At 71.9% G+C, this 23136-nt stretch carries 20 protein-coding genes; 15 read left to right on the forward strand and 5 right to left on the reverse strand.

Annotated features, from left to right (window positions below; translation table 11 throughout):
• Positions 1-53: 53 nt before the first annotated feature.
• The 5 genes from IPQ09_19035 to IPQ09_19055 all read left to right on the forward strand — a co-directional run bounded on the left by IPQ09_19035 (position 54) and on the right by IPQ09_19055 (position 7182).
• Positions 54-2492: a U32 family peptidase gene (locus IPQ09_19035; GenBank protein MBL0196277.1), complete on the forward strand. Its 2439-nt coding sequence runs from the start codon at positions 54-56 to the stop codon at positions 2490-2492.
• A gap of 65 nt (positions 2493-2557) precedes the next feature.
• Entirely contained in the window at positions 2558-3301 is a 744-nt protein-coding gene (locus IPQ09_19040) for a hypothetical protein (GenBank protein MBL0196278.1), read from the forward strand.
• A 58-nt stretch (positions 3302-3359) separates the two neighbouring features.
• Positions 3360-5006, forward strand: coding sequence for a benzoate-CoA ligase family protein (locus tag IPQ09_19045; protein MBL0196279.1), 1647 nt, complete (start codon positions 3360-3362; stop codon positions 5004-5006).
• The gene (locus IPQ09_19050; protein MBL0196280.1) at positions 5003-5776 is read left to right on the forward strand and encodes a creatininase family protein; all 774 of its coding nucleotides are present in this window, start codon (positions 5003-5005) and stop codon (positions 5774-5776) included. The genes IPQ09_19045 and IPQ09_19050 overlap by 4 nt, the downstream gene beginning before the upstream one ends.
• Positions 5777-5835: 59 nt before the next feature.
• Complete coding sequence (locus IPQ09_19055) at positions 5836-7182, forward strand: TolC family protein (protein MBL0196281.1); 1347 nt, start codon at positions 5836-5838, stop codon at positions 7180-7182.
• 57 nt (positions 7183-7239) lie between these two features.
• On the opposite strand, the gene IPQ09_19060 is transcribed toward IPQ09_19055, so the two are convergent.
• On the reverse strand, positions 7240-8274 hold the full coding sequence (locus IPQ09_19060; GenBank protein MBL0196282.1) for a hypothetical protein: 1035 nt from the start codon (positions 8272-8274) through the stop codon (positions 7240-7242).
• 222 nt (positions 8275-8496) lie between these two features.
• Entirely contained in the window at positions 8497-9846 is a 1350-nt protein-coding gene (locus IPQ09_19065; protein ID MBL0196283.1) for a thioredoxin family protein, read from the reverse strand.
• 116 nt (positions 9847-9962) lie between these two features.
• On the opposite strand from IPQ09_19065, the gene IPQ09_19070 reads away from it, so the two are divergent.
• Together IPQ09_19070 and IPQ09_19075 are read left to right on the forward strand one after the other, a co-directional pair.
• On the forward strand, positions 9963-11207 hold the full coding sequence (locus IPQ09_19070) for a tetratricopeptide repeat protein (GenBank protein MBL0196284.1): 1245 nt from the start codon (positions 9963-9965) through the stop codon (positions 11205-11207).
• Entirely contained in the window at positions 11204-12406 is a 1203-nt protein-coding gene (locus IPQ09_19075; GenBank protein ID MBL0196285.1) for a HupE/UreJ family protein, read from the forward strand. The genes IPQ09_19070 and IPQ09_19075 overlap by 4 nt, the downstream gene beginning before the upstream one ends.
• Before the next feature lie 34 nt (positions 12407-12440).
• On the opposite strand, the gene IPQ09_19080 is transcribed toward IPQ09_19075, so the two are convergent.
• On the reverse strand, positions 12441-13145 hold the full coding sequence (locus tag IPQ09_19080; protein ID MBL0196286.1) for a hypothetical protein: 705 nt from the start codon (positions 13143-13145) through the stop codon (positions 12441-12443).
• Between the two features lie 204 nt (positions 13146-13349).
• Here IPQ09_19080 and IPQ09_19085 point away from each other — a divergent pair, with 204 nt between their 5' ends.
• From IPQ09_19085 to IPQ09_19095, 3 genes are read left to right on the forward strand one after another with little or no spacing between them, the layout of a single operon-like run.
• Positions 13350-14966, forward strand: coding sequence for a DUF4331 domain-containing protein (locus tag IPQ09_19085; GenBank protein MBL0196287.1), 1617 nt, complete (start codon positions 13350-13352; stop codon positions 14964-14966).
• 1 nt (position 14967) lies between these two features.
• The gene (locus tag IPQ09_19090; protein ID MBL0196288.1) at positions 14968-15294 is read left to right on the forward strand and encodes a hypothetical protein; all 327 of its coding nucleotides are present in this window, start codon (positions 14968-14970) and stop codon (positions 15292-15294) included.
• A gap of 38 nt (positions 15295-15332) precedes the next feature.
• Entirely contained in the window at positions 15333-16874 is a 1542-nt protein-coding gene (locus IPQ09_19095; GenBank protein ID MBL0196289.1) for a glycoside hydrolase family 88 protein, read from the forward strand.
• Positions 16875-16943: 69 nt separating this feature from the next.
• Here IPQ09_19095 and IPQ09_19100 read toward each other — a convergent pair whose 3' ends face one another.
• Complete coding sequence (locus IPQ09_19100; protein ID MBL0196290.1) at positions 16944-17291, reverse strand: hypothetical protein; 348 nt, start codon at positions 17289-17291, stop codon at positions 16944-16946.
• A gap of 174 nt (positions 17292-17465) precedes the next feature.
• On the opposite strand from IPQ09_19100, the gene IPQ09_19105 reads away from it, so the two are divergent.
• The gene (locus IPQ09_19105; protein ID MBL0196291.1) at positions 17466-18149 is read left to right on the forward strand and encodes a tetratricopeptide repeat protein; all 684 of its coding nucleotides are present in this window, start codon (positions 17466-17468) and stop codon (positions 18147-18149) included.
• An 18-nt stretch (positions 18150-18167) separates the two neighbouring features.
• On the opposite strand, the gene IPQ09_19110 is transcribed toward IPQ09_19105, so the two are convergent.
• Positions 18168-18512, reverse strand: a complete 345-nt coding sequence (locus tag IPQ09_19110) for a hypothetical protein (protein ID MBL0196292.1) — start codon at positions 18510-18512, stop codon at positions 18168-18170.
• Between the two features lie 119 nt (positions 18513-18631).
• On the opposite strand from IPQ09_19110, the gene IPQ09_19115 reads away from it, so the two are divergent.
• The 4 genes from IPQ09_19115 to IPQ09_19130 all read left to right on the forward strand — a co-directional run bounded on the left by IPQ09_19115 (position 18632) and on the right by IPQ09_19130 (position 22908).
• Entirely contained in the window at positions 18632-20581 is a 1950-nt protein-coding gene (locus IPQ09_19115) for a CRTAC1 family protein (protein ID MBL0196293.1), read from the forward strand.
• 115 nt (positions 20582-20696) lie between these two features.
• Positions 20697-21950, forward strand: coding sequence for an aspartate kinase (locus tag IPQ09_19120; protein MBL0196294.1), 1254 nt, complete (start codon positions 20697-20699; stop codon positions 21948-21950).
• 95 nt (positions 21951-22045) lie between these two features.
• Entirely contained in the window at positions 22046-22390 is a 345-nt protein-coding gene (locus IPQ09_19125; protein ID MBL0196295.1) for a hypothetical protein, read from the forward strand.
• A gap of 71 nt (positions 22391-22461) precedes the next feature.
• Positions 22462-22908, forward strand: coding sequence for a hypothetical protein (locus IPQ09_19130; protein MBL0196296.1), 447 nt, complete (start codon positions 22462-22464; stop codon positions 22906-22908).
• The last annotated feature ends 228 nt before the right edge of the window (positions 22909-23136 follow it).

Raw genomic sequence — 23136 nt, forward strand, 5'->3', positions numbered from 1 at the left:
GCGTGGCCCGCGGGCGTCCCGAGGTGCTCGCGCCCGCGGGCGATCGCCCGTCGCTGGAGGCGGCGGTCCTCTCCGGCGCCGACGCCGTTTACGTCGGCCTCGGCGCGTTCAACGCCCGGGCGCGCGCGAAGAACTTCCAGCCCGAAGAGCTCGCCGACGCCATCGAGTTCGCCCACGCCCGCGGCGCTCGCGTGTATGTTGCACTCAATACGCTCGCGTTCGACGAGGAGCTCGGCGCCGTCGCGGAGGCGATCGCGCTCGCGGCGCGCGCCGGGGCCGACGCGCTCATCGTCCAAGACTTCGCCGTCGCGCTGCTCGCCCGGGAGATCGCGCCCACGCTGGCGGTGCACGCCTCCACCCAGATGACCTGCACCGACGCGCCGAGCGTCGAGCTCGCGGCCAGCCTCGGGGCCACGCGGGTGGTGCTGGCGCGCGAGCTCTCGATCGCGGAGATCGAGCAGATCCACGCCGCGACCGAGGTCGAGCTCGAGGTCTTCGTGCACGGCGCGCTGTGCGTGGCGTACTCCGGCCAGTGCCTCACGAGCGAGGCGATCGGCGGCCGGAGCGCCAACCGCGGCGCGTGCGCCCAGGCGTGCCGACTTCCCTACGATCTCGTGGTCGACGGCCAAGTCCGGCCGCTCGGCGACGCGGCCTACCTGCTCTCGCCCGAGGACCTCGAGGCGAGCGAGCTCGTCCCCGACCTCGCGCGAGCGGGCGTGGTGTCGCTGAAGATCGAGGGGCGCCTGAAGGGGCCCGACTACGTGGCCGCCACGACCCGCCTCTACCGCCGCGCGACGGAGGCCGCCGTGGGGCAGGGGGCGCGGCCCGAACCCGAGATGCGCGCGCGCGCGCTCCAGACCTTCACGCGAGGCTCGGGCCCCGGCTTCCTGGCCGGGATCGACCACCAGCGCCTCGTCGACGGCCGCACGTGCGATCACCGCGGGCTCGCGCTCGGCGTGGTCTGCGGCGCGGGGGGCGACCGTCGCCGCGCGACCGTGGAGGTGGAGCTCGCGGCTCCCCTGCGGCGCGGGGACGGGGTGCTCTTCGAAGGAGGCCGCGCGGGCGAGGGAGAGCTCGGCGGGCGAGTCTGGTCGCTCACCGCCGCGGGTCGGGACGTGGAAGAGGCCGGCGTGGGGGCGCGGGTCTGTGTGTGGCTCGGGCCCGACACGCCGGTCGGGTCGCGCGCCTTCGCGCCGGGCGGCCGCGTGTGGAAGACGAGCGATCCGCGGGTCTCCGCGGAGGTACGGGCCGAGCTCACGGCGAGCCCCGCGAGGCTCGGCGTTCATGTGCATGTTGCAGGTAAATGGGGCGCTCCTCCGCGCCTCACGGCGACCACCGCGCGCGGCGTCACCGTCAGCGTCGAGGGCGACGCGGACCTCGCCGAGGCGGACAAGCCCACGCCTCCTGAGCTTCTCCGCGCGAAGCTCGGGAAGCTCGCAGGCACGCCGTTCGTGCTCGACGGACTCACGGTCGATCTCCCGGAGCGCACGATCGTGCCGCTCTCGTCGCTGAACCGCGCCCGCCGCGCGCTCGTCGCGGAGCTCGTCCGGGCCGGGCACCGCGCGCACGGCATCTCCACGCCCCCCGCGCAGGCTCCCGCGCGCGCGAGCGCGGCCGCACCTGCGCTTCCGCCGCCGGTAGCGCCAGGGCTCTTCGTGCTCGCGCGCACGCTCGAGCAGGCGCGCGCAGCCCTCGAGGCGGGGGCCGACGGCGTTTACCTCGATTTCCTCGAGCTCACGGGCACCGGGCACGCGCTCCGCGCCCTCCGCGCGGAGGGACACCGGTTCGTGGGGGTCGCGCCGCCGCGCGTACGCAAGCCGGGCGAGGAGAAGATCGATCGCTACCTCGCGGCGCTCCAGCCCGACGCCGTGCTCGTGCGAGGCCTCGGCGCGCTGCAAGAGGGTCGCGCCGCGTACGGCGACGCGCTCCGCGTGGGGGATTTCTCCCTGAACGTCACCAATCGGCTCGCGGCCGGACAAGCGCTCTCGCGCGGGCTCGACGCGTTCACTCCGTCGTTCGACCTCGACGCCGCGCAGATGCTCGCGCTCCTTCGCGGCCCGCTCGGGCCTCGCGCGGAGGTGGTCGTGCACCACCCGATGCCGCTCTTCTACACGGAGCACTGCGTGTTCGCAGCGCTGCTCTCCGAGGGGCGCGATCACCGCACCTGCGGGCGCCCTTGTGAGCGCCACGAGGTCGCCCTCCGCGATCGCGCGGGCATGACCCACCCGGTGATCGCGGACGTGGGCTGCCGCAACACCGTGTTTCACGAGCGCCCGCAGAGCGCCGCGGATCTGGTGCCCGCCCTGCTCGAGCGTGGCGCCGCGCGGCTGCGCGTCGAGCTCGTGCGTGAGACCCCCGCGCAGGTCGCGGGCCTCGTGCGCGGCTATCGAGCGCTCCTCGCGGGCGAGCTCGAGCCCGCGGCGCTCGTGCGCGACCTCCGCACCGCGGCGGGCTACGGCGTCGTGCGGGGTTCTCTGCGCGTCTTGCCCTGAGCCGGCCGGCTGCGGCGTCCCTGAGCCGGTCGCGCGCGTTCCCTCGCGTGCTAGGCTGACCCCCGATGATGGCGCTGCGCTCGGGTCTCCCTCTCCTCGTCGCGGTCGGCGTCGCGATCGGCCTCGCCGCCGGCTGCTCGTCCACCACCTCCACCTCAGACGGCGGGGCCGCGTCCGACGCGGGTCCTCTGTCGGACGCGAGCACGATCAACGAGACCGGCACGAGCCCGGTCCCCGACGCGACCCCCGACCTGCAGATACGACCATCGCAGAGCTACACCGGCGCCGACGGCACGCACACCTTCCGCGTGGCCGTGGCGGTGTACGGCGCGGGCGCCGATCTGCGCCTCGTGCCCTCCGACGCGTCCCTGGTCACCGTCGAGCCCGCGGCCCTCGAGAACCCTCTCGGCGACGACGGGCGCTACTTCCTCGTGTCCGCGAAGAAGTCCGGGGCGGTCACGCTCACGGCCGAGTCCGGTGGCAAGAAGGTCACCACCGAGATCGCGATCGCCGCGTACGCGCCGAACCGCTACGCCGCCGGCGAGAGCCGCTACAAGGCAGGCTTTGCGCCCAAACAAGAGCCCGCGTGCACCCTCTGCCACGCCGGCGCGCAGGGCATCGATCACTCGCCGGCGTCGCTCGCCTCCGTGGCCGACGAGGACGTCTCCGTCATCATCTCCACGGGCATCTTGAACGGCGTGCCCATCACGCTGAACGGCGGCGGCAAGCACCAGTGGACCACCACGGCCGCCGAGATGGACGGGCTCATCACGTACCTCCGCGCGCTGCCCCCAAAGGGCTTCAAGTAGCGGCGCGCCACCTCGCCCCGCCGCGCGCACGCGCGCCGAAATGCCGTATCGTGCTCTCATGGTGCGCTTCGACGAAGACCTGAACCTCGCCAGCTATTTCTTGTTCGACCGCATCGCCGAGGGGCTCGGGGCGAAGACCGCGATTCGGTTTGGGGAGCGCGCTTACACCTACGAGTACGTGGCCGCGCGGGCGCGCCACGTGGCCGAGCTGCTCGCGCGGAGCGGGGTGCGCCGCGGCGAGCGCGTCCTCCTCGTCCTCCCCGACTGTCCCCCCTTCGCGTGGGCGATCTTCGGGACCCTTCTCCGCGGCGCAGTGGTCGCCATGGGAAATCCCCACGCGCCCATCGAGTCGCTCGACTACCTCGTCGGATACACGCGCGCCACGTGCGTCGTGACCGTGCCCACCGTGGCCAAGTACCTCGCCGAGCACTGGGGCCGCCTCGGGCGCGAGCTCCAGGCCGTGTTCGTCGTGCCCGACGTGGCGACGGGCGACGACGCCGAAGCCCCGTGTGAGGTCCCGGAGCACCCGAGCTTCCACGACTTCGCGCGCGCCATCTCCGAGGTGCGCCCCGCGCTCGACCCGGTGCCGACCCACCGCGACGAGCCCGCGATGTGGCTCTTCACGAGCGGTTCGACCGGCGAACCCAAGGCGAACATCCACTCCCACCGCGATTTCGCCTTCAACACCGAGGTGTACGCGAAGGGCACCGTGGGCTACCAGCGGTCCGACGTGACCGTGAGCGTGCCGCGCCTCTTCTTCGGCTACGCCACGGGCACGAACCTCTTCTTTCCCTTCGCCGTCGGCGCGACGGTGGGCCTGTTCTCCGAGCGGCCTACCCCCGAGAGCCTCATCGACGCGATCGAGCGCTACTCGCCCACGGTCATCACGAACGTGCCGACCATGCTCGGTAAGCTGCTCGAGCACGACGAGGTCGAGCGCGGGGCCGGGCGCGCGGGGCTGCCCCTCGAGGGCGTGCGCTTCTCGCTCTCTGCGGGCGAGGCCCTGCCCGAGGCGCTCCTGCGTCGCTGGACAGCGCGGTTCGGGAGCGACGTCTACGACGGGATCGGCTCCGCAGAGATGTTCCACATCTACGCCTCGAACCGCCCGGGCGACATCAAGCCGGGCTCGCTCGGTCGCGCCGTTGATGGCTACGAGCTGCGCGTGCTGCCCGAGGAGGCCGACGGACCGGGCGCGCCGCCGTGTGCGCCTGGAGAGATCGGCGTGCTCTGGGTGAAAGGCGACAGCGTGAGCCACGGCTACTGGCTCGACCGCGACAAGAGCTTCCGAACGTTCTTCGGCCACTGGTGCCGTACGGGAGACCTCTTCTCGCTGGACGCTGACGGATACCTGTATTTTGCAGGTAGAGCGGACGACCTGCTCAAGGTCGGCGGCCAGTGGGTCGCTCCGCTCGAGGTCGAGGAGTGCCTGATGGGCCACGACTCGGTGCAGCTCGCGGCGGTGGTGGGGGCGCTCGACGAGGGGCTCGTGAAGCCGAAGGCCTACGTGGTGCTCCGCGCCAGCGAGACGCGGCCCCACGAGGTGCTCGCCGACGAGCTGAAGGCCCACGTCCGTGCCCGCCTGACGAAGCACAAGTATCCGCGCTTCATCGAGTTTCTCGACGACCTGCCGAAGAACGATCGCGGCAAGGTGGACAAGAAGGCGCTCCGCGCGCTCGTCCCCGGGCGCTCGGGAGGCGGCGCGTGAGGCTCGCCGAGCTCACCACGAAGGAGCTCGCGGCGCTCTTCGCAGCGGGGCCGGTCGTCGCGCTCTTGCCGGTGGGGAGCACGGAGCCCCACGGGCCTCACCTGCCGCTCGCGACCGACACGTACATCTCCGAGGAGGCCGCGCAGCGGGCGGTCCCGAGGCTCGCGGCGCAGGGGATCTCGGCGGTCGTCGCGCCGTCGCTGCCTTACGGCGTCACCGACTACGCAGGCGGGTTCGCGGGCGCGGTGGGGGTGTCGGCGGCGGTCCTCACGGCGATGCTCACCGACCTTGGCTCGCGCCTCCTGCGCGAAGGCTTCGCCCACGTGTGCCTCGTGAACAACCACCTCGAGCCCGCTCACGACGCGGCCGTGCGCGCGGCGGCGAGCGCGTGCCCGCCCGGCACCGTGTCGGTCGCGTGTCCGCTCACGCGGCGCTGGGGGCGCACGCTCTCCGAGGAGTTTCGTCGCGGCAACTGCCACGCGGGGCGCTACGAGACCTCGCTCGTGCTCGCGCGCGCGGCCGCGTCCGCGTCCGCGGGCGATGTGCGTGCAGAATACATGGATATGCGGCCCCTCGACGTGAGCCTCGCGGACGGCATCCGCGCGGGGAAGCGCACGTTCCTGGAGCTCGGCATGGACGAGGCCTACACCGGCGCACCGGCGCTCGCGACCCGCGCCGAGGGCGACGAGCTCTACGCGCTCCTCGCCGAGATGATCGTCGTCGAGGTCACCGAGGCGCTCGCGGGCGGCGCCGCGTCCGCGTCCGCGTAGGCGTACGTCCGGTCCGAACAACGACAGGCTGCTAGAACGGGAGGCGGAGGCCTCCGCGCATGTCCCGTCTCGCTCGCACCGCCCTCGCCCTCGCTCTCGCCCTCGCTCCCGCGCTCTCCTCGCGGCCGGCGCTCGCCGAGCCCGAGGCTCCCGCCCCGGCTCTCGCGCCCTCTGCCCCCGCCGCCGGTCACACGGTCCGCATGTCGCTCACGGACGCGCTCGAGCGCTTTCGGCACCAGAACCTGGAGCTCGCGGCCTCTCGCTTCGACGTCTCGGCCGCGCGCGCGGACGTGCTCGGCGCGGGGCTCTACGCGAACCCCACGATCTCGGCGGCGGGCGCGTTCCTGGTGCACGGCCTCCCGTCGGGGGGCCAGCAGGAGCTCTACCTCACGGTCACGCAGCCTGCGCCCATCGCGGGCCAGGTGGGGCTCCGGCGCGACGCAGCGCAGGGGTTCGCGACCGCCGCGGAGCGTGAGTTCGCGGCCACCGCGTGGCAGCTCGCCTCCGACGTGCGCCTCGCGTACCTCGACCTCCAGATCGCGCAGGCGAAGCTCGCGCTCGCCGCGGCGGCGACCCGCGATCTCGATCGCGTGCAGGCCATCATCGCGGAGCGCGTCAGCGCGGGCGCGAACCCCGCCTACGACCGCCTGCGCGTAGGCGTCGAGCAGAGCGGCGCGAGGGCCCGCCAGACCGACGCCGAGGCCGAGCTGTTCGCGGCGCGGGTCGCGCTCGCGCAGACCATCGGCCGCGACGTCGACTCCGCCACCCTCGTCGCCGACGACCTCACGAGCGAGCCTTCGGAGCTGCCCAGCGACGCGCGCGCGCTCGTCGCGGCGTCGCTCGGGCGTCGATCCGAGGTGGCCGCCGCCAAGTCGCGGGCGACGGCGGGCGACCTCCGCACCGAAGCGGTCAAGCGCGCCGTCGTGCCCACGCCGGACGTGAGCCTCGGGTACTCGCACTTCTTCCGCATCCCCAACGATCCGAGCCCGAAGGACGGCGGCGTCGTGACCGTGGGCCTCAGCGTGCCGCTCCCGCTCTTCGATCGGGGGCAGGGCACGATCGGGCGCAGCACGGCGGAGGCCGAGGCGCAGCGCCTGCGCTCGCGACAGGTCGAGGTGACCGTCGCCCGCGACGTCGAGCTCGCGTACGCCACGGCGTCCGCGCGGGTCGCCGCGTGGAAACGCTTTCGCGACACCGTGGCCGGCGACCTCGAGCGCATGCGGCAGATGGCCGAGGTCGGCTATCGGGAGGGCCGCGGCAGCGTGCTCGAGCTGCTCGACGCCTACGGCAGCTACGTGGTCGCGCGAACCCGCGCGGTCGAGCTCCGCGGCGCCGCGCTGCGCGCGACCCAGCAGCTCGCGCGCGCCGTGGGGCCCGCCTCCGCGAGCGACGTCCCGCGCCTGTGACCCACCCGCGCCTCGTCGTGCCCGTTGCGGTGGGCGAGAGTCATAAATTGTGTGTGATTACGGAGTGTTGCACTTCTCCGTGCCGTCCGGACACAGCAGCTTGTCGGCGATGTTCACGCGCTGCGTGGCCGTCGCCGTGCGGCCTGCCACGTCGGTCACCTCCACCGTCACGTCGAGCGGCTTGCCGAGGAACGCCTTGTAGGCGGTGCCCAGGTCGCCGCCCGCGTCGAGCTGGAACCGCAGCCCGTAGAGCTTGCAGTACCCGCCCTCGTCGGTGTCGAGCGTGAAGACGAAGGCCGTGGGCGTGGCCTTCAGGCCCGTGGTGGGCTGGACCGCGGAGAGCGCGGTCCGCGAGCCCGCCTGCTTCAGGTTGCGGAGGCGGACGGCGATCCAAATGTGGTGTCCGCCTTGCGGGCCGAGCTCCATCTTCAGGGTCTCGTTGGGCGCGAGCGACGAGTAGTCGGTCTGACCCTTGCCGATCGCGATCTCCGGCGGGCCGGCGTTGGCGGGGCGGCAAGGATCGGGCGCGTTCGTGGGCCAATCGGGCGCGTACGGCTCGAGCGACGACGCGGACACGGCCGCGTCCACGCAGCGCCCTCCCTGGCACGTGGTGCCGCCGGGGCACTGGATGGGGTCGGTGCCTATCGGCAGGCAGCGCGAGTCGAGCTGCACGCGGACCAGGCTCTTCTCTTTCGGCATCGTCGTGGTGACGAGCCTGTTCAGCAGCGCCACGCTGGCGGCCGGGGGATCGGACGGGCCGCGTGTCGCCACGGGCGGCGCGCCGTAGCCGACGAGGGTCACCTCGACCGGCGCGCCGGGAGCGCCCTCCAGGGTGACCTCGGCGGGGAACCGGAGCACCCCATCGCCGTCGCGCACCACCGTCGCCTCTTTCGCGACCTCGCCGTTGACCTTGGCGGTCACTTTCACGCTCTCGAGCAGCGTGCGCAGGTCTTCGCCGGTGACCCCCACGACCAGCGACGAGCCGCCGCTAGGCCCGGAGCTCGGCGAGCAGGCCACGGGGCTGAGCGCGGCGAGCAGGCACACGAGCGCAGCCCTGAACGCGAACGCAGACGCGGCGCGCCCGGCGGACACGCCACGCGAGAGAGAGCGCCACCCTCGTGAGGGCTGGCGCACGGCCTGATCGGGAGGGGGAGGGGAGTCCACGGGAGGAGAGCTAGCACCCTCCGTGCCGAGTGAGAATGCGGGGGCACCGCGCTATTTTGCCTCGCGCAGCGGCGCGCGAGCGCGACGCCTCCGACGCGTCGGGCGCGAGGTGGCACACCCCGCCCCAGCGCCGCCCCACGCCGCCGCGCCTCACTTCACCTTCCTCAACGCCTCCACGAACTTGCCGGGCTCGACGAACTCGGTGAAGCGGGTCTGCTCGGCGCCGGCGCTGTCGAGGAGGATGACGGTCGGGAGCCCACGGACCTTGTACTTGCCCTGAAGCTTCTTCACGTTCTCGTCGTCGTCGTCGGTCGCGTCGACGTGGATCGCCAAGTAGCGCGAGGCCTCGGTGCGGACCCGCGCGTCCGGGAAGGTCTGCTCTTCGAGCTCCATGCAGGCTTTGCACCAGCTCGCGCCGAAATCGATCATGACGGGCTTCTTGTCGGTGCCCGCCTTGGCCAGGACGGTCTCGGCGGCCTCCTTCTGGGCCCACTCGATCTTCGGCGCGTTGGGGTCGACCTCGAGCGGCTTCGAGGTGTTGAGCCACGAGAGGAAGAGGAACGCGCCCGCCACGGCCGGCACGATCGAGGCGAGCTTCATGGGGCGGGAGAGGTGCGCGATAGGCGACTTCCGCCGCTCGGCGAGGACGTGCACGATGCCGAGGCCGAGGCCCACGAGGAAGAGCGCGCCGACCCCCACGCCGAACACCGCGCTCGGGAGAATGACCTTCTTCGCGAGGGCGGGCTGGCTGTCGCGGATGTAGGCGAACGCCATGTAGGCGAGACCGACGCCGCTCGCCCACTTGATGCCCATCATCCAGGCGCCGCCCTTCGGCAGGTTCACGGCGAACGTGCCCGCGATGAAGAACAGGACCCCGAGCCCGAGCGAGAACGAGAACATGCACACGGCGCCGAGCGGCACGTTCCCCTTGGTGGCGATCCACGTGATCATTCCCGTCATGAAGGGGCCCGTGCAGGGCGCGGCGACGAGGCCCATCACCAGCCCGAGCACGAACGCGCCCTTGAAGCCGACGCCGCCCACGCTGGCGAGGCGGTTGTTCATGCTCGAGGGGAGGGCCATCTCGAAGGCGCCGAACATCGATGAAGAGAGCGCGAAAAAGACGATCGCGAGCACCGCCACGACCCACGGGTTCGCGAGCGCGCTGCCCATCAGCTGGCCGGAGAGCGCCGCGCCCACGCCGAGCGGCGTGAAGAGGCACGCGATGCCCAGCACGAACGTCGCGGAGAGCGCGGCCCCCCGCAGGCGAGACGGCGACTCGGTCGCGCCGAAGATCGCGACCGTGATGGGCACCATCGGGAACACACACGGCGTCAGCGCGCTGATGAAGCCGAACACGAACGACATGCCTGCGGCGACGAGCGGGCTCTGCGCGGCGTAGCGCTCGAACGCGGCGGTGTCGGAGCCGTCGGCCCACGCCGCGAGGGGGAGGAGCATCAGCACGGCGAGGACGGCGAGCGTCACGGGCAAGCGGCGTTTCACGGGGGCTCCTTGAGGGGATGTCGGCCCCACGGCGCGTCGGCGACCCGCGGGCTTCCGAAAGGATAGCAAAAGCCAGGCGACATCCCGCAAACTCTGACGCAAAGTTTGCGACTCGCATGGGACCCCTCCGCAGACGCGCCCGACGGCTCGTGAAGCTGGCGCTCGGGCTCGCCGGGCTCGCGGGGGTCGGAGCGGTGGCGGTGCTCGCGTTCCCGGCGACCGCGCGCCGCGCCGAGGGCGCGGGGCGCGTCTTCGTGCCGACGCTCGACGACGAAGTGCTCGAGCGACTCCCCGCGCGGACCGAGGGGCGCCGCACGCGGGAGCTCCGCCAGCTCCGCGCCGCCCTCGCCGAGCGTCCCCGCGACGCCGCGCTCGCCGTGCGGGTCGCCAGGCTCGCGATCGAGCTGTCCCGCGCCCGCGCCGATCCACGGTACCAGGGCTACGCCGAGGCCGCGCTGGCGCCGCTCTTTGGCGGTCCCGTGGAGCCACCCACCGCGGCGCTCACGCTGCGGGCCACGCTCCGCCAGAGCCAGCATGACTTCCCGGGGGCGCTCGCCGATCTCGACCGAGTCGTCGCCCGCGCCCCCGACGACGCCCAGGCCTGGCTCACGCGGGCGGTCGTGCTGACGGTGCTCGCGCGGTACCCCGAGGCCCGCGCGGCGTGCGCGCGGCTCGAGCGCCTCGCCCCGCCGGTCGTCGTGGCGGTGTGTCGTGAGACCCTCGCGAGCCTCACGGGGCAGGCCGCGGGCGCGTACGCGCGGCTCTCGCGGGCAGCGGAGGACGCGCGGCTCGCCACGCCGGAGGAGGGCGCCTGGGTGGCCTCGACCCTGGGCGAGCTCGCCGCGCGTGCCGGCGACGTGCACGCGGGCCGGAGTCACTTGGAGCGGGCGCTCGAGCTCGAGCCGGGCGATCCGTACGTGCTCGCCGCGCTCGCGGATCTCGAGCTCGACGCGGCGCGTCCGGCGGAGGTGGTGCGCCGACTCTCCGGCAAAGAAGACAACGATCTCCTGCTATTACGACTTGCGATCGCCGAGGCGATCGAGCACGCCCCGGGGGCCGAGGCGCACGCGGCGCTCCTTGGGGAGCGGTTTCGCGCGAGCCGGCTCCGCGGGGACGTCGTGCACCGCCGGGAGGAGGCGCGTTATCTCGTCGCGCTCGGGGACCCGCCCGAGCGCGCGCGCGCCCTCGAGCTCGCCCAGGCGAACTGGGAGGTGCAGCGCGAGGTGCCCGACGCGCGGGTGCTCATGGAGGCCGCGCTCGCCGCCAAAGCGCCCGCCGCCGCGCGCCCGGCCCTCACGTGGCTCGTCGCGAGCGGCTGCGAGGACCCCGCGCTCCAACGCCTGCGACGGGAGCTCGAGTGACGCGCGCGCGGCTCGTCGCGCTCGTCGGCTGGTTCGGGGCGCTCCTCGCGTTCTCGCTCGCGTTCGCGTTCGCGTTCCCGAGCCCGGCGTGGGCGCACAAGCCCAGCGACGCCTACCTCGTGGTCGCAGCGCGCGGCGCCGAGGTGAGCGTCCGCCTCGACCTCGCGTTGCGCGATCTCGACGACGAGCTCGGCCTCGATCGCGACGGCGACGGCGAGCTCACCTGGGCGGAGGCGCGGGCCGCGGCTCCGGCGGCGGCGTCGGCGGCGTGGACGGCGATCGAGCTCCGCGCGGGCGCTTCGGGCGCGGCCACAGGTGAGTTGAGTGTAGAGTGCACGCCCGTCGCCGACGAACCCCCCGCGATCGCGAGGCACTCCGACGGCGCCTACCTCGTGCTCCAGCGGCGCCTCACGTGCGGGGCGACGCCGCGCGCGCTCGTCCTCCGCTACGGGCTCTTCTTCGCCCGCGATCCTCAGCACCGCGCCGTCGTGCGCGTCGACGCCGGGGGCGCCTCGCGCTCGCTGGTCCTCCGCACCGACGCCCGGGAGGCGACCGTGGATCTCACGGACCCGGCGCCTGCGAGGCGCGCGTTCCTCGCGATGGTGCGCGAGGGCGCGGCGCACATCGCCCAGGGCTACGATCATGTGTTGTTCCTCCTCGCGCTGCTCTTGCCCGCGGTGCTCGTGCGTCGACGCGGCCGCCGGAGGTTCGCGCCGCGCGCCCGCTTTCGCCCCGCCGCCCTCGACGTGCTCCGCGTCGTGACGGCGTTCACCGTCGCCCACAGCGTGACGCTCAGCCTCGCCGCGCTCGACCTGGTGGTGCTGCCCTCGCGGCTCGTCGAGTCCGTCATCGCCGCGAGCGTCGTGGCCGCGGCGATGAACAACCTGTTCCCGCTCCTGCGCGAGGGCCGCTGGCTCGCGACGTTCGCGCTCGGCCTCATGCACGGCTTCGGGTTCGCCGCCACGCTCCACGACCTCGACCTCGGGCGCGGCGCGCTCGTCGTCTCGCTCCTCGGGTTCAACTTGGGGGTCGAGCTCGGGCAGCTCGGGCTCGTCGCCGCGTTCCTCCCGCTCGCGTTCGTCGCGCGGCGCACGTGGTTCTACCGATGGCTTGTGCTGAAGGGCGGTTCGGTGCTCATCGCGGCGCTCGCCCTCGTATGGCTCGCCGAGCGCGCGCTCGCGGTTCGCCTCCTGCCCTGACGCGGGCGCGTGGCGCACGCGCAGCCCTCCCCGCTCAGTGCTTCGCGGAGGCGGCCGGTGCGGGCGCGGCCGCGGGCGGCGGTGCGGGCTTCAGCTTCGCGAATACGCCCGCCAGCTTCTTCGCGAGCGCGAGGTTCTCCGGCGTCTCTTTGCCGAGACGGAGGGTGAGCATCGTGCCGCCGTTCACGTAGAGCTGCCGCCCGGTGATCGCGGCGAGGCTCTTCTGCGACATCGCCTTGCCCTCCTTCGCGGCCTTCGCGTCGGGGTACTCGCAGAGGTCGATCACGAACGCGGTGTCCGGGTTCTTCGTTCCCACGCAATAGCTGGCTTTGAAGAACGAGCCGAGGTGTTGCTTCGGCGTCTCGAACGTCGCGCCCGCGGCCTTGAACGCCTCGAACACGTCCTCGGCGCGGACGATCCCCTTCGGGCGTGACTGGGCCTCACGCGCGAAGCGCTCGCTCAGGTTGAGGGCGCCGACCGGCGTCGAGGGATCGACGGGCTCGTCCCCGGCGTCGCCCCCGGGCGACGCGACGGTCGCCGACGGCGCGGCCGACGGCGTCGGCGTGGGGGCCGCTGCTTCGGCGCCCGGCGCCGCCGGCTCTGGGTCCTTCTTCGAGCACCCGAGCGCGAGGACGAGGCACCACGCGATCCACGTGGCCGCGGCCCGGTCCCTCCGCGCGGCGCGCGCGCCGTCCACATTCGCCCACGCCGCCGCGCCCGCTCGCTTTCCTGTCCCCATCGTGCCCGTCTAGCACACGGCGCCGGCGGCCGGCGGGCGCGTGCGTAGGGCGCTTTGCGTGACACTGCGAGAAGCCCTCATTGGTGCGTAACAATTTGAAATGATGAAGTAATTTTGCGCGACACCGTCGCTCGGGGCGCGATGTTTGAGCGAGCCCGGATCCTCGCGTACGCTCCCTCTCGACCGACTTCGGTCTCCCGGGAGATGCCAATGCGAAAGAGTCTGCTTGCGTGCGCCTGCACCGCGCTGGGTGTTGCGACGGTTCTGGGAACGGCGGAGGAGGCGCGCGCGTCCAGCCACCGCGAGGCGCCCTTCATCACCAAGAACCCGAAGGTCGACAACACCGACTTCTACATGTTCCGGAGCTACGAAGCGGGGCGCGACGGCTACGTCACGCTCATCGCCAACTACCTCCCGCTCCAGCACCCGTACGGCGGGCCGAACTACTTCACGATGGATCCGGAGGCCCTCTACGAGATCCACATCGACAACACCGGCGACGCGCAGGAAGACCTCACCTTCCAGTTTCGCTTCAGCAACCTGCTGAACGACGCCACCGGCGAGACCGGCTTCGCGATCCCCATCGGCCCCGCGGGCGCCACCAAGACCGTCTCGATCCCCCTCGTCAACGCGGGCGGCATCGACGCGACGAACCAGTTCGAGGCGCCCCGCCGCAACGTCAAGGAGACCTTCGTCCCCAAGATCGTGCGGGGCAACCGCCGCACGGGCGCCGCGGCCGACATCACGAAGACCACCGGCCCCGGCGGCGCCACGTTCATCAAGCCGGTTGACTACATCGGTACGAAGTCGCTCGGCCTGCCCGCGGCCTACAAGACCTACGCCGACGCGCACATCTATGACGTCGCCATCCCGGGCTGCACCGCGCCCGCCGGCACGAGCGCCCGCATCTTCGTCGGCCAGCGCCAGGAGGGCTTCGCCGTCCTCCTCGGGAACATCTTCGACCTGGTGAACGCCTCGGCTGCGCAGCTGACCGACGTCACCTCGCCGAACCCGAACCCGATCGCCAACATGAACGTCACCACGATCGCCGTCGAGGTGCCCATCGCGTGCCTGAAGGGCGCGGCGGGCGACGTCATCGGCGGCTGGTCCACGGCGAGCGTGCGCCAGGCGCGGGTCATCAACCCGCAGCCGAGCTACGGCAAGCCGACGAAAGAGGGCGGCGCGTGGGCGCAGGTCTCGCGCCTCGGCAGCCCGCTCGTCAACGAGGTGGTCATCGGCATCAAGGACAAGGACCGCTTCAACTCCGCCGAACCGAAGGACGACGCGCAGTTCGCCGACTACGTGACGCACCCCACGCTCCCCGCGCTCGTCGAGGTCTTGTTCGGACCCACGGTGCAGGCGCCCACGGCGTTCCCGCGGGCCGATCTCGTGGCGGCGTTCCTCACCGGCGTGCCGAACGTCAACAAGTTCCCCGGCACCTCGGCCGTCGCCGAGATGCTCCGCCTCAACACGGCGCTGCCGCACGCGGGGCTCACCACGCAGTTCCGCGCGAGCGCTTCGCCCACGGCGGCAGGCCTCGGCGCCGCCGGCTGCTTCAAGCCCGCACCGAACCCCGCGACCGAGGGCAAGGTGCTCGACACCGCGCTCCCGTCGTGCGATCCGGCAGGCTTCCCCAACGGCCGCCGCCCGGGCGACGACGTGGTCGACATCGCGCTCCGCGTGGTGATGGGCTACCTGCTCCCCGACGGCGCGGCTCCCGCCGGTAACTTCCCGTTCGGCGACACGGTCGGCCAGCACGACGGGCAGTTCCAGCGCACCTTCCCCTACCTCAACACGCCCAACCCGGGCGCGGGAGGCTGAGATGCGCGCTCTCCCTTGGCCTCGCGCCTTGCTCGCGCTCACGCTCGTCGCCTCGACCTCGCTCGTGGCCTGCGGTGACGACGATCAGGGGGTCCTGCCGGACTCGGGCATCGCGCGGCCCGACGCCCCCGCGCCCACCGACGCGCCTCCGCCTCCGCCTCCGACCGACGCGGGCGACGGCGGGGGCGGCGATCCGCTCTTCACCGACTTCGTGAAGGGGCTCATCGCCAACGACACGAAGGCGACGACCCTGCCCACCACGGTGAACGACAAGAAGTTCGCCGCCGATCCGCAAGATCCGAAGGCGTTCCCCGCGAGCTTCTTCTGAGCAGACGCGGGGGTCGGTGAGGCCTACACTCGTCCGAAATGACCCGTCGACTCCTCGTGGTGACGGCGTGCTTGTTCGTGGGCTGCGAGGCGACCCCTTCGGGGGTCGCGCCCACGGATCCCAGCCCGCCCAGCCCGCCTAGCCCGTCCACCTCGTCCAGCTCGCCGCCCGTCGGGACGGACGGCGCCGTGCCCGGAGGTGCCGCCTGCCTCGACGTCGCCGACACCCTCGCCTTCGCGACCACGCGGATGCTCGCGACCGTCGCGTACGTGAAGCGCGCGCACCCCACCGACTACGCCACGTACTACCCGTCGTTCACCTACTCGAGCGGCCCCAACCTGGGTCAGTGGGACCTCTCGCCCCGCTCGTCTCCCCTCGTGAACAGCCGCGCGACCGACTGGCGCAGCGGCTACTTCGCGGGGACCTTCTGGCAGCTCTACGCCGCGACGGGCAGCCAGGAGATGTTGGGCTACGCCAAGGAGTGGACGGCCGGCATCGAGTCGCTGAAGTCGAACCCCCTCGACTACGATATCGGAGGCCGATTCCTCCGCAGCTTCGGCGACGGACTCCATCTCTTGGCCCAGGCAGACGACGCCGACTCGTCGTACCGGCGGCGCGCCCGCGAGGTGCTCGTGCAGGCGGCGACCACGCTCGACAGGCGCTTCGATCAGGGCGGCATTCCTGTCGGCGCGCTGCGCTCGCTCGACGACTACCCTCCGGGGCCGTATCCCGTTTACATCGACGGTATGGTGAACGTGCCGCTCCTCTTCGAGGCGTGGGACATCAGCGGGCGGCCGACCACGGGCCCGGTGAAGACGCTCTTCGATCACGGCGTGGCCCACTCGCTCACGGTGCTCGCCGGGAACGTCCGCGCGGACGGCAGCATCTACCATATCGTCCAGTACAACGACGGCACCTCCGGCACACCGCGCGACGGGAAGGTGTATTCCAAGATCACCGACCAGGGGTACGCGAGCGAGAGCACCTGGTCGCGAGGACAGGCGTGGGGCCTCTACGGGTTCACCGAGGTCTATCGGTATACGAAGGACGATCCTTCGGTGTCGCCGCAGCGCTTCCTCGCGGTCGCGGAGAAGATCGCGGACTACTTCCTCGCCCACCTCCCCAACGACTACGCGGCGGACCCCTACAACCAGCGCGCAGGCGATTTCGTGCCGCCCACCGACTTCGACGCCGCCACGGGCGAGCCCGCCGGCCCGTTCGCCGACGCGAACAAGGACCGTGTCTTCGGCGACCGGAAGCCCGCGCTCCGAACATTCACCGAGCGGGACTCGTCGGCCGCGGCCGTGGCCGCCTCGGGGCTCCTGGAGCTCTCCACGTTGGCGTCGACGCCGGCCCATCGAGCGAGATACCTCGCAGGCGCCGAGAACATCTTGCGTTCGCTCCTCACGTTCCGTGACTCCAACGGGAAGCTCGCCTATCTCGCGAAGGACTCGCCGCATCGCGGTGTCCTCGCGGCCGCGACGGTGTCGTGGAACCTCCCGCAGCTCTCGCTCATGTTCGGGGACTACTACTTCCTCGAAGCGCTCAGACGCTATCGGCGCGCCTATCCCGGCTGCTGACCGCGCTGCTGACCGCGCGAGCTCGCCGCTGCCCTCGGGCCGAAGCAGCCCGCGGCGCGAGTCGCCCGCTCAGCGCGTGCACTGATCGATCTCCTTCACGCTCTTCGCGCCCTGCACGCACCTCAGCATGCGGTCGGTGATGCGACGGCCCACGCAGCCTTTCAGCACGCCATCCATCTCGGCCCGCACCCGCTGCTTCTCTTTCTCGAGGTCCGGGGGCGGGGTCAGCATGCCGGCGACCTGCAGCTCGACGTTCCGGTCGACCATGAGCCGACACTCCGCCTCCGTGGCGGGGTGGCCGCACGCCGCCAGGAGCGCGGCGAAGACCGGGGCGGCGAGCCTCGCGCCGGGGGCGCGGGGGATCGAGGGCCGGAGCGGCGTCTGCCAGGGGCGCGTCGGGCCGGGGCGGGCGAGCATGCCCTACTGATATCCCCTCGGCGCCGAAGAGGGGAGCCGGTGCCGGTCGCTCCCGCGGGCCAATGTGCGAAGCTCGAGAAAATAGCTTGAAATCGTGGCACTAATTTAGGTGAATGCTACACTCGTTCCTGGATGTTGCCTCGCGCCACTCCGGAAGACTGTCTGAGGCTCGCCATGGCGGCGCGCACCCCGCGCTCGCGAGGCTTGTACGCTCGGCGGGGCCTCGCCGCCCGCAGCCGCCTCGACCGCACCACCCACGCGATGCTGCTGCGGCAGCTGTATTTGGCTCATTTCGAGGTCGAGCGGTTCGAGCTCGCGCTCGAGGTCGCGAAGCAGGCGCTCGAGCTCGAGGTGCTCCCCGACGTGCTCGCCCAAGACGCGGCGCGGGCGGCCCTCGCGGCCGGCCTCCTCGACGAGGGGCTCGTGCACCTGCGGCGCGCCGCCCGGAGCGGGCCCGCCGCCCGCCGGCCCTTTCACCAGTGGACCCTCGGCAGCGCGCTGTTTCTCGCGGGTCGATACCGCGAGGCCACCGCGGCCTTCGAGCGCGCAGCGCGCTGGGGCACGACCGACAAGCCGCTCTTCCGCGCGCACCTCGCGCTGGCGAGGCTCTCGGCGGGCGAGCCTCAGCCCAACCTCACGCAGACCTTCAGCGAGCTCGTCGCCGCGCCGTGTGGCCAGGGTTATGGCCGCTTCGTGCTCGGGCAGCTCGCGTACGCGATGGGCGACTGGACCGAGGCCCGCCGCTACCTCGAGGCCTTCCTCAAGCGCAGCGAGGGGGGGCGGCCGAGCCTCGCCATCGCGCTCCGTGGGGAGCTCGAGGTCGCCCGGAGCACGCTCGCGAAGATGCGCGCGAACTGAGCGCGAACGGACGCGCGGCTACTTCTTCTTCGCGGTCGTCGTGCGCGCCGCCCGGCCCGAGAGTCGCTGCTTGCCGTCCGCGATGGTGGGCTTGTCGACTCCCCACACCCGATCGCCCCCCGCCTTGCACACCTCGTCCTTGAGGGTGCGGAGGCAGTCTTCCGCCGAGACCTCGAGATCGCACCGCGCGCTCACCGTGCCGATGTTCTCGCTCTGCACGCGCGGCGCGTCGCTGGAGACCTGCACGGCGCAGCCCTCTTCGCGCGGATTAAACCCGGGCGCCTTTCCGCCGCCGCCGCCGCAGGCGGTCGTGCCGGCAACGAGCCAGGCGAAGAGGCGCGCGGGGCGAGGGGAGAGAGCCATCCGGCGAAACCTACACCACCCCGCCGCGCCGCGCCGCGCCGCGAAACGCGAAACGCGAAACGCGCCCGTTCGGGGCTGCAGAGTGGCCATCGCCCGGCGACGCGCTACGCTCGCCGGTCATGCGTCTCCCCCGCCAGTCCTCGCCGCGCGCCTGGCGCGCCGCCCTCGTCGCGTCGCTCGCGTCGCTCGCGCCCGCGCTCGCGGCATGCGCCGCCACCCCCACGACCGAGCCCGCGCCGAGCCCGCCGCCGGAGGCGCCCGCGATCTGCAAGCCGCCCGCCGCGCTCCCCGAGGGTGGGCACTTCGTCGACGTCACGGCCGAGGTGGGCCTCACCGGCGTGACCGGCGGCCGGGTGACCACGGCCGATCTCGACGGCGACGGTCTGCCCGACCTCGTGGTGCACAACTTCGGCGGCAAGCGCGAGGGCATCGTCAAGGTGCTCATGAACCGCGGCGGGAAGTTCGTCGACGAGACCGCGAAGAGCGGTTTTCTCGACTCGCGCGAGGCCTCCGGCTCGGGCCGCCTTGGCCACCTCACGGTGTTCGGCGACGTCGACAACGACGGCGATCTCGACGCCTTCGAGGGCGTGTACCTCGACGGCAAGGAAGACGCCGCGGCCAAGGGCGACCGCAACGAGGTGCGGCTGAACGACGGCAAGGGGCACTTCACCTTCGCCGAAGCCGGGCCCATGCAGGACGCTCGACTCCCCACGACATCGGCCGCCTTCCTCGACGCCGACCGCGACGGGAAGCTCGACGTGTTCCTGGGCACCTTCTACGCGAGCGGCATCCAGGGTGCGGGCAACTTTCTCTACAAGGGCGCCGGCGACGGCTCGTTCACCGACGAGGCCGAGTCGTCTGGCGTGCTGCGGCCGAAGCCCGCGGCCGGCGGCGATCAGGACGCCTTCCTCGCCGGCAAGACACGGCGCGCCACGTACGGCGTCACCGCGTGCGACGTCGACGGCGACGGCGACACCGACCTCATGGTGAGCGCGTACGGGCGCCAGTGGAATGAGCTCTGGAAGAACGATGGGAATGGCAAGTTCGTCGAGGTCGGCGAGGGCACGCCGTTCGCGGCGGACGACACCGTGACGTTCAACGACAACGAGTTCTATCGTTGCTACTGCTCGACGAACTCGGGGAAGTGCCCGAGCGACGTGCCCTCCCCCAGGGTGGGCTGCACCAACGGCGCGTGGAGCCCCGGGTTCGACGACCAGCCCGCGCGCAACGGCGGCAACACCTTCAGCACCGTCTGCGCCGATCTGGACGGCGACGGCGCCCTCGACGCCTTCCACGCCGAGATCAAGCACTGGCATATTGGGCAGTCCTCGGATTCGTCGCAGATGCTCCGCAACGACGGGACTGGAAAGTTCGTCCGCGTCCCGAACGAGGTCTCGGGCCTGGGGCGCAAGCACACCATCTCCGACTGGAACGAGGGCGACATCGTCGCCGCCGCGTTCGACTACGACGCCGACGGGCGGAACGACGTGTTCGTCGGCTCCTCCGACTACCCCGAGACCTACGGGCTCCTCTTCCACCAGGAGCCGGACAAGAAATTCCGCGAGCTGGCGCGCGACGTGGGGATCGACCACTACCACGCGGTCGGCGTCTCGGCGGCCGACATCGACGGCGACGGGGACCTCGATCTCATCGTCGCGACCAGCGTCGCGCGGTGCAGCGGCGACCTCAAGTGCCCGAGCACCCCGGCGATCAAAATCTATCGCAACCAGGTTGGCCACAAGCGAAACCTGGTGCGCGTGAAGCTCGTCGGCGGCGGCGCCGGCAAGAGCAACCGCGCAGGCATCGGCGCGCGGGTCACCGTGAAGACCGCCGCAGGCAGCCAGGTGCAGGAGGTCTCCGGTGGGTATGGCCACTTCGGCCTCCAGCACGACAGCGTGCTCACCTTCGGCCTCGGCGACGCGTGCGCCATCACGGAGATCACGGTCCGCTGGCCGAATGGCGAGCGCACCACGCAGACCCTCACGCGTGGCCTCAAGGCCAACACCCTGCTCGAGATCAGCGAGGGGGCCGACGCGGTCGTCTCCAAGCCGCTGGCCGAGGGGCGCTGACTCGGCACCGACTCACCCCCGCAGGTCGATCGACCGCGGGGCCGTAGGGCGGGGCGTCTCGCGCCACGTCTTTCATGCGCTCGCGCTCTGCGGGGCGTCGGTGTAGAAGGCGGCCGTGGCTCTCCTGGTTCAGAAGTTCGGTGGCACGTCGGTCGGCTCGGTCGAGCGAATCCAGAACGTGGCGCGCCGCTGCCTCGCGGCCCAGCGCGCGGGCAACCGCGTCGTGGTCATCGTGAGCGCGATGAGCGGCGAGACCAACCGGCTGCTCGGCCTCGCCCACCAGATAACCCAGGTGCCCGAGGCTCGTGAGATGGACGCGATCGCGGCGACCGGCGAGCAGGTCACCGCGGGGCTCACGGCGCTCGCCATCTGCGCCGAGGGCGGCCGCGCCCGCTCGCTCCTCGGGCATCAGGTGCGCGTGCTCACCGACGCGGCCTTCACCAAGGCGCGCATCAAGTCCATCGATCACTCGAGGATCACGGCGGCGCTCGCGGACGGCGAGATCGCGGTCGTCGCGGGCTTCCAGGGGGTCGACGCCGAGGGCAACATCACGACCCTCGGGCGCGGCGGGTCCGACACCTCGGCGGTGGCGATCGCGGCCGCCATAGGCGCCGACGCCTGCGAGATCTTCACCGACGTCGACGGCGTGTACACGACCGACCCCAACATGTGCCCATCGGCCCGGAAGATCGGCCGAATCTCGTACGAGGAGATGCTCGAGCTCGCGTCGCTCGGCGCCAAGGTGCTCCAGATTCGGAGCGTGGAGATCGCGATGAAGTACGGCGTGCCTGTCCACGTTCGCAGCTCGTTCTCGGAGGCCCCCGGCACCTGGGTGACGCGCGAGGACAAGTCGCTCGAGGAGGTGGTCGTCGCGGGCGTCGCCTACGACAAGAACGACGCCCGAGTGCACCTCGTGGGCGTCGCCGATCGCCCCGGCGTCGTCGCCGAGGTGTTCGCCGCGCTGGCCGAGGCGAACGTTGGCGTCGACATGATCATCCAGAGCGCCCCGAACACCGCGAGCGACGGCGCGCGCGCCGACGTGACCTTCACGGTCTCCAAGACCGAGCTCGCGCGCGCCAAGCCGATCATCGACGCGGTGGCGCAGCACGTGGGGGCCAGCGCGGTCCGCTACGACGAGGACATCGTCAAGGTGAGCATCGTGGGGCTCGGCATGCGCTCGCACGCGGGGGTCGCCGCGAAGATGTTCCAGCTCCTCGCGGGCTGCGGAATCAACATTCAAGCCATCACGACCAGCGAGATCAAGATCTCCTGCATCGTGCATGCAAAGTACACAGAGCTCGCCGTCCGCACACTGCACGACGGCTTCGGCCTCCACGAGGCGCCCGCGCCCGCCTCCCCGCAAGAGTGACATGGGTCAAGTGCGTCTCGGAGAGCGCGCCTCGGACGGTCTTGCGGTGGCGTGCGGACGACGCTAGACTCCGCGCCAGAGGGATGGAGATGACCATGGCAGCAGCACGATTGAGCCTCTTCGCCGCGGGCCTGCTGGGCCTCACGCTCATCGCGTGCACCTCCGAGTTCACCGACTACTGCGACAAGAAGGTCGCGTGTCGCGCAGAGAACGACAAAGATCGCAACGCGTGCGTGGCCGACCGCGAGGGCGACAAGGCGGAGGCCGCCGCCTACGGATGCCAAGACGCCTACAAGGCGTACTCCGAGTGCCTCGACACGAGCACGACCTGCCAGAGCGGCAGCTTCACGTCGGGCAGCGCGTGCAGCGCGGCGTCCAAGGTGTTGAGCCTCTGCGAGTGCCAGGCGGGCTATCGCGGGGCCCAGAACAAGTGCAACTGAAGGCGCGCGCCGTGACGCCGGAAGCGCCCACCACCGCCGAAGCACTGAGATTGCGATTGCGAGGGAAACACATGACGACGGTCCGATCGACGTGGCTCGGTGGGGTGCTGGCGCTGGTCGCGCTGGCCGGGCTCGGTGCGCTCCCGGCGTGCTCCTCTTCTTTCACTGACTTCTGCGACAAGGCGCAGGGCTGTATTGGCGGCAACGACAAGGACCGCGCCGCCTGCGTGGCCCAGGTCGACGAGCAGAAGAACGAGGCCTCGGCCTACGGCTGCAGCACCGAGTTCGACGCCATGGCCGACTGTCAGGTGGCCAACTCTACTTGCCAGTCCGGCAAGTTCTCCAGCGGCACCGCGTGCAAGGCGCAGTCGGAGGCGCTGAGCCTCTGCCAGTGCCAGGCGAGCTCCCGAGGGGCCAAAGGGCAGTGCGGCTCCACGACCACGACCGTCCCCACCACGACCACCACGACTTCGGCGACGGGCACGCCCCCGCCGGTCCCGACCGGAACGTCGAAGTAGTCGCTCCGCCCGCATACCGGGCGCGCCGGTCGCCTCGGGTGAGTAGCGCCTCGGGCTAGTCCCCTGGCAGCGTGATCTCCCTTCCAGAAGTCGCGCGGCTCGGCCTTTCGCCACAAGGGAGCGAGGGGGTGTCCCGTATTCGGCGGCGGTGGCAGGATACCCATGTTCGAGGGTCGGCGTTCTCGCGCGGTCACCCCCGAAACCACTGTCCCCTGAGCGCAAAGCGCC

This window comes from Myxococcales bacterium (assembly GCA_016720545.1).
Lineage (GTDB): Bacteria > Myxococcota_A > Polyangia > Polyangiales > Polyangiaceae > JAAFHV01.

Bases quoted from the DNA above. Each gene is read 5' to 3' on its own strand.
- IPQ09_19040 (MBL0196278.1), top strand. From the start codon at position 2,558: ATGATGGCGCTGCGCTCGGGTCTCCCTCTCCTCGTCGCGGTCGGCGTC.
- IPQ09_19045 (MBL0196279.1), top strand. From the start codon at position 3,360: ATGGTGCGCTTCGACGAAGACCTGAACCTCGCCAGCTATTTCTTGTTC.
- IPQ09_19055 (MBL0196281.1), top strand. From the start codon at position 5,836: ATGTCCCGTCTCGCTCGCACCGCCCTCGCCCTCGCTCTCGCCCTCGCT.
- IPQ09_19070 (MBL0196284.1), top strand. From the start codon at position 9,963: ATGGGACCCCTCCGCAGACGCGCCCGACGGCTCGTGAAGCTGGCGCTC.
- IPQ09_19080 (MBL0196286.1), bottom strand. From the start codon at position 13,145: ATGGGGACAGGAAAGCGAGCGGGCGCGGCGGCGTGGGCGAATGTGGAC.
- IPQ09_19085 (MBL0196287.1), top strand. From the start codon at position 13,350: ATGCCAATGCGAAAGAGTCTGCTTGCGTGCGCCTGCACCGCGCTGGGT.
- IPQ09_19090 (MBL0196288.1), top strand. From the start codon at position 14,968: ATGCGCGCTCTCCCTTGGCCTCGCGCCTTGCTCGCGCTCACGCTCGTC.
- IPQ09_19095 (MBL0196289.1), top strand. From the start codon at position 15,333: ATGACCCGTCGACTCCTCGTGGTGACGGCGTGCTTGTTCGTGGGCTGC.
- IPQ09_19100 (MBL0196290.1), bottom strand. From the start codon at position 17,291: ATGCTCGCCCGCCCCGGCCCGACGCGCCCCTGGCAGACGCCGCTCCGG.
- IPQ09_19105 (MBL0196291.1), top strand. From the start codon at position 17,466: ATGGCGGCGCGCACCCCGCGCTCGCGAGGCTTGTACGCTCGGCGGGGC.
- IPQ09_19110 (MBL0196292.1), bottom strand. From the start codon at position 18,512: ATGGCTCTCTCCCCTCGCCCCGCGCGCCTCTTCGCCTGGCTCGTTGCC.
- IPQ09_19115 (MBL0196293.1), top strand. From the start codon at position 18,632: ATGCGTCTCCCCCGCCAGTCCTCGCCGCGCGCCTGGCGCGCCGCCCTC.
- IPQ09_19125 (MBL0196295.1), top strand. From the start codon at position 22,046: ATGGCAGCAGCACGATTGAGCCTCTTCGCCGCGGGCCTGCTGGGCCTC.
- IPQ09_19130 (MBL0196296.1), top strand. From the start codon at position 22,462: ATGACGACGGTCCGATCGACGTGGCTCGGTGGGGTGCTGGCGCTGGTC.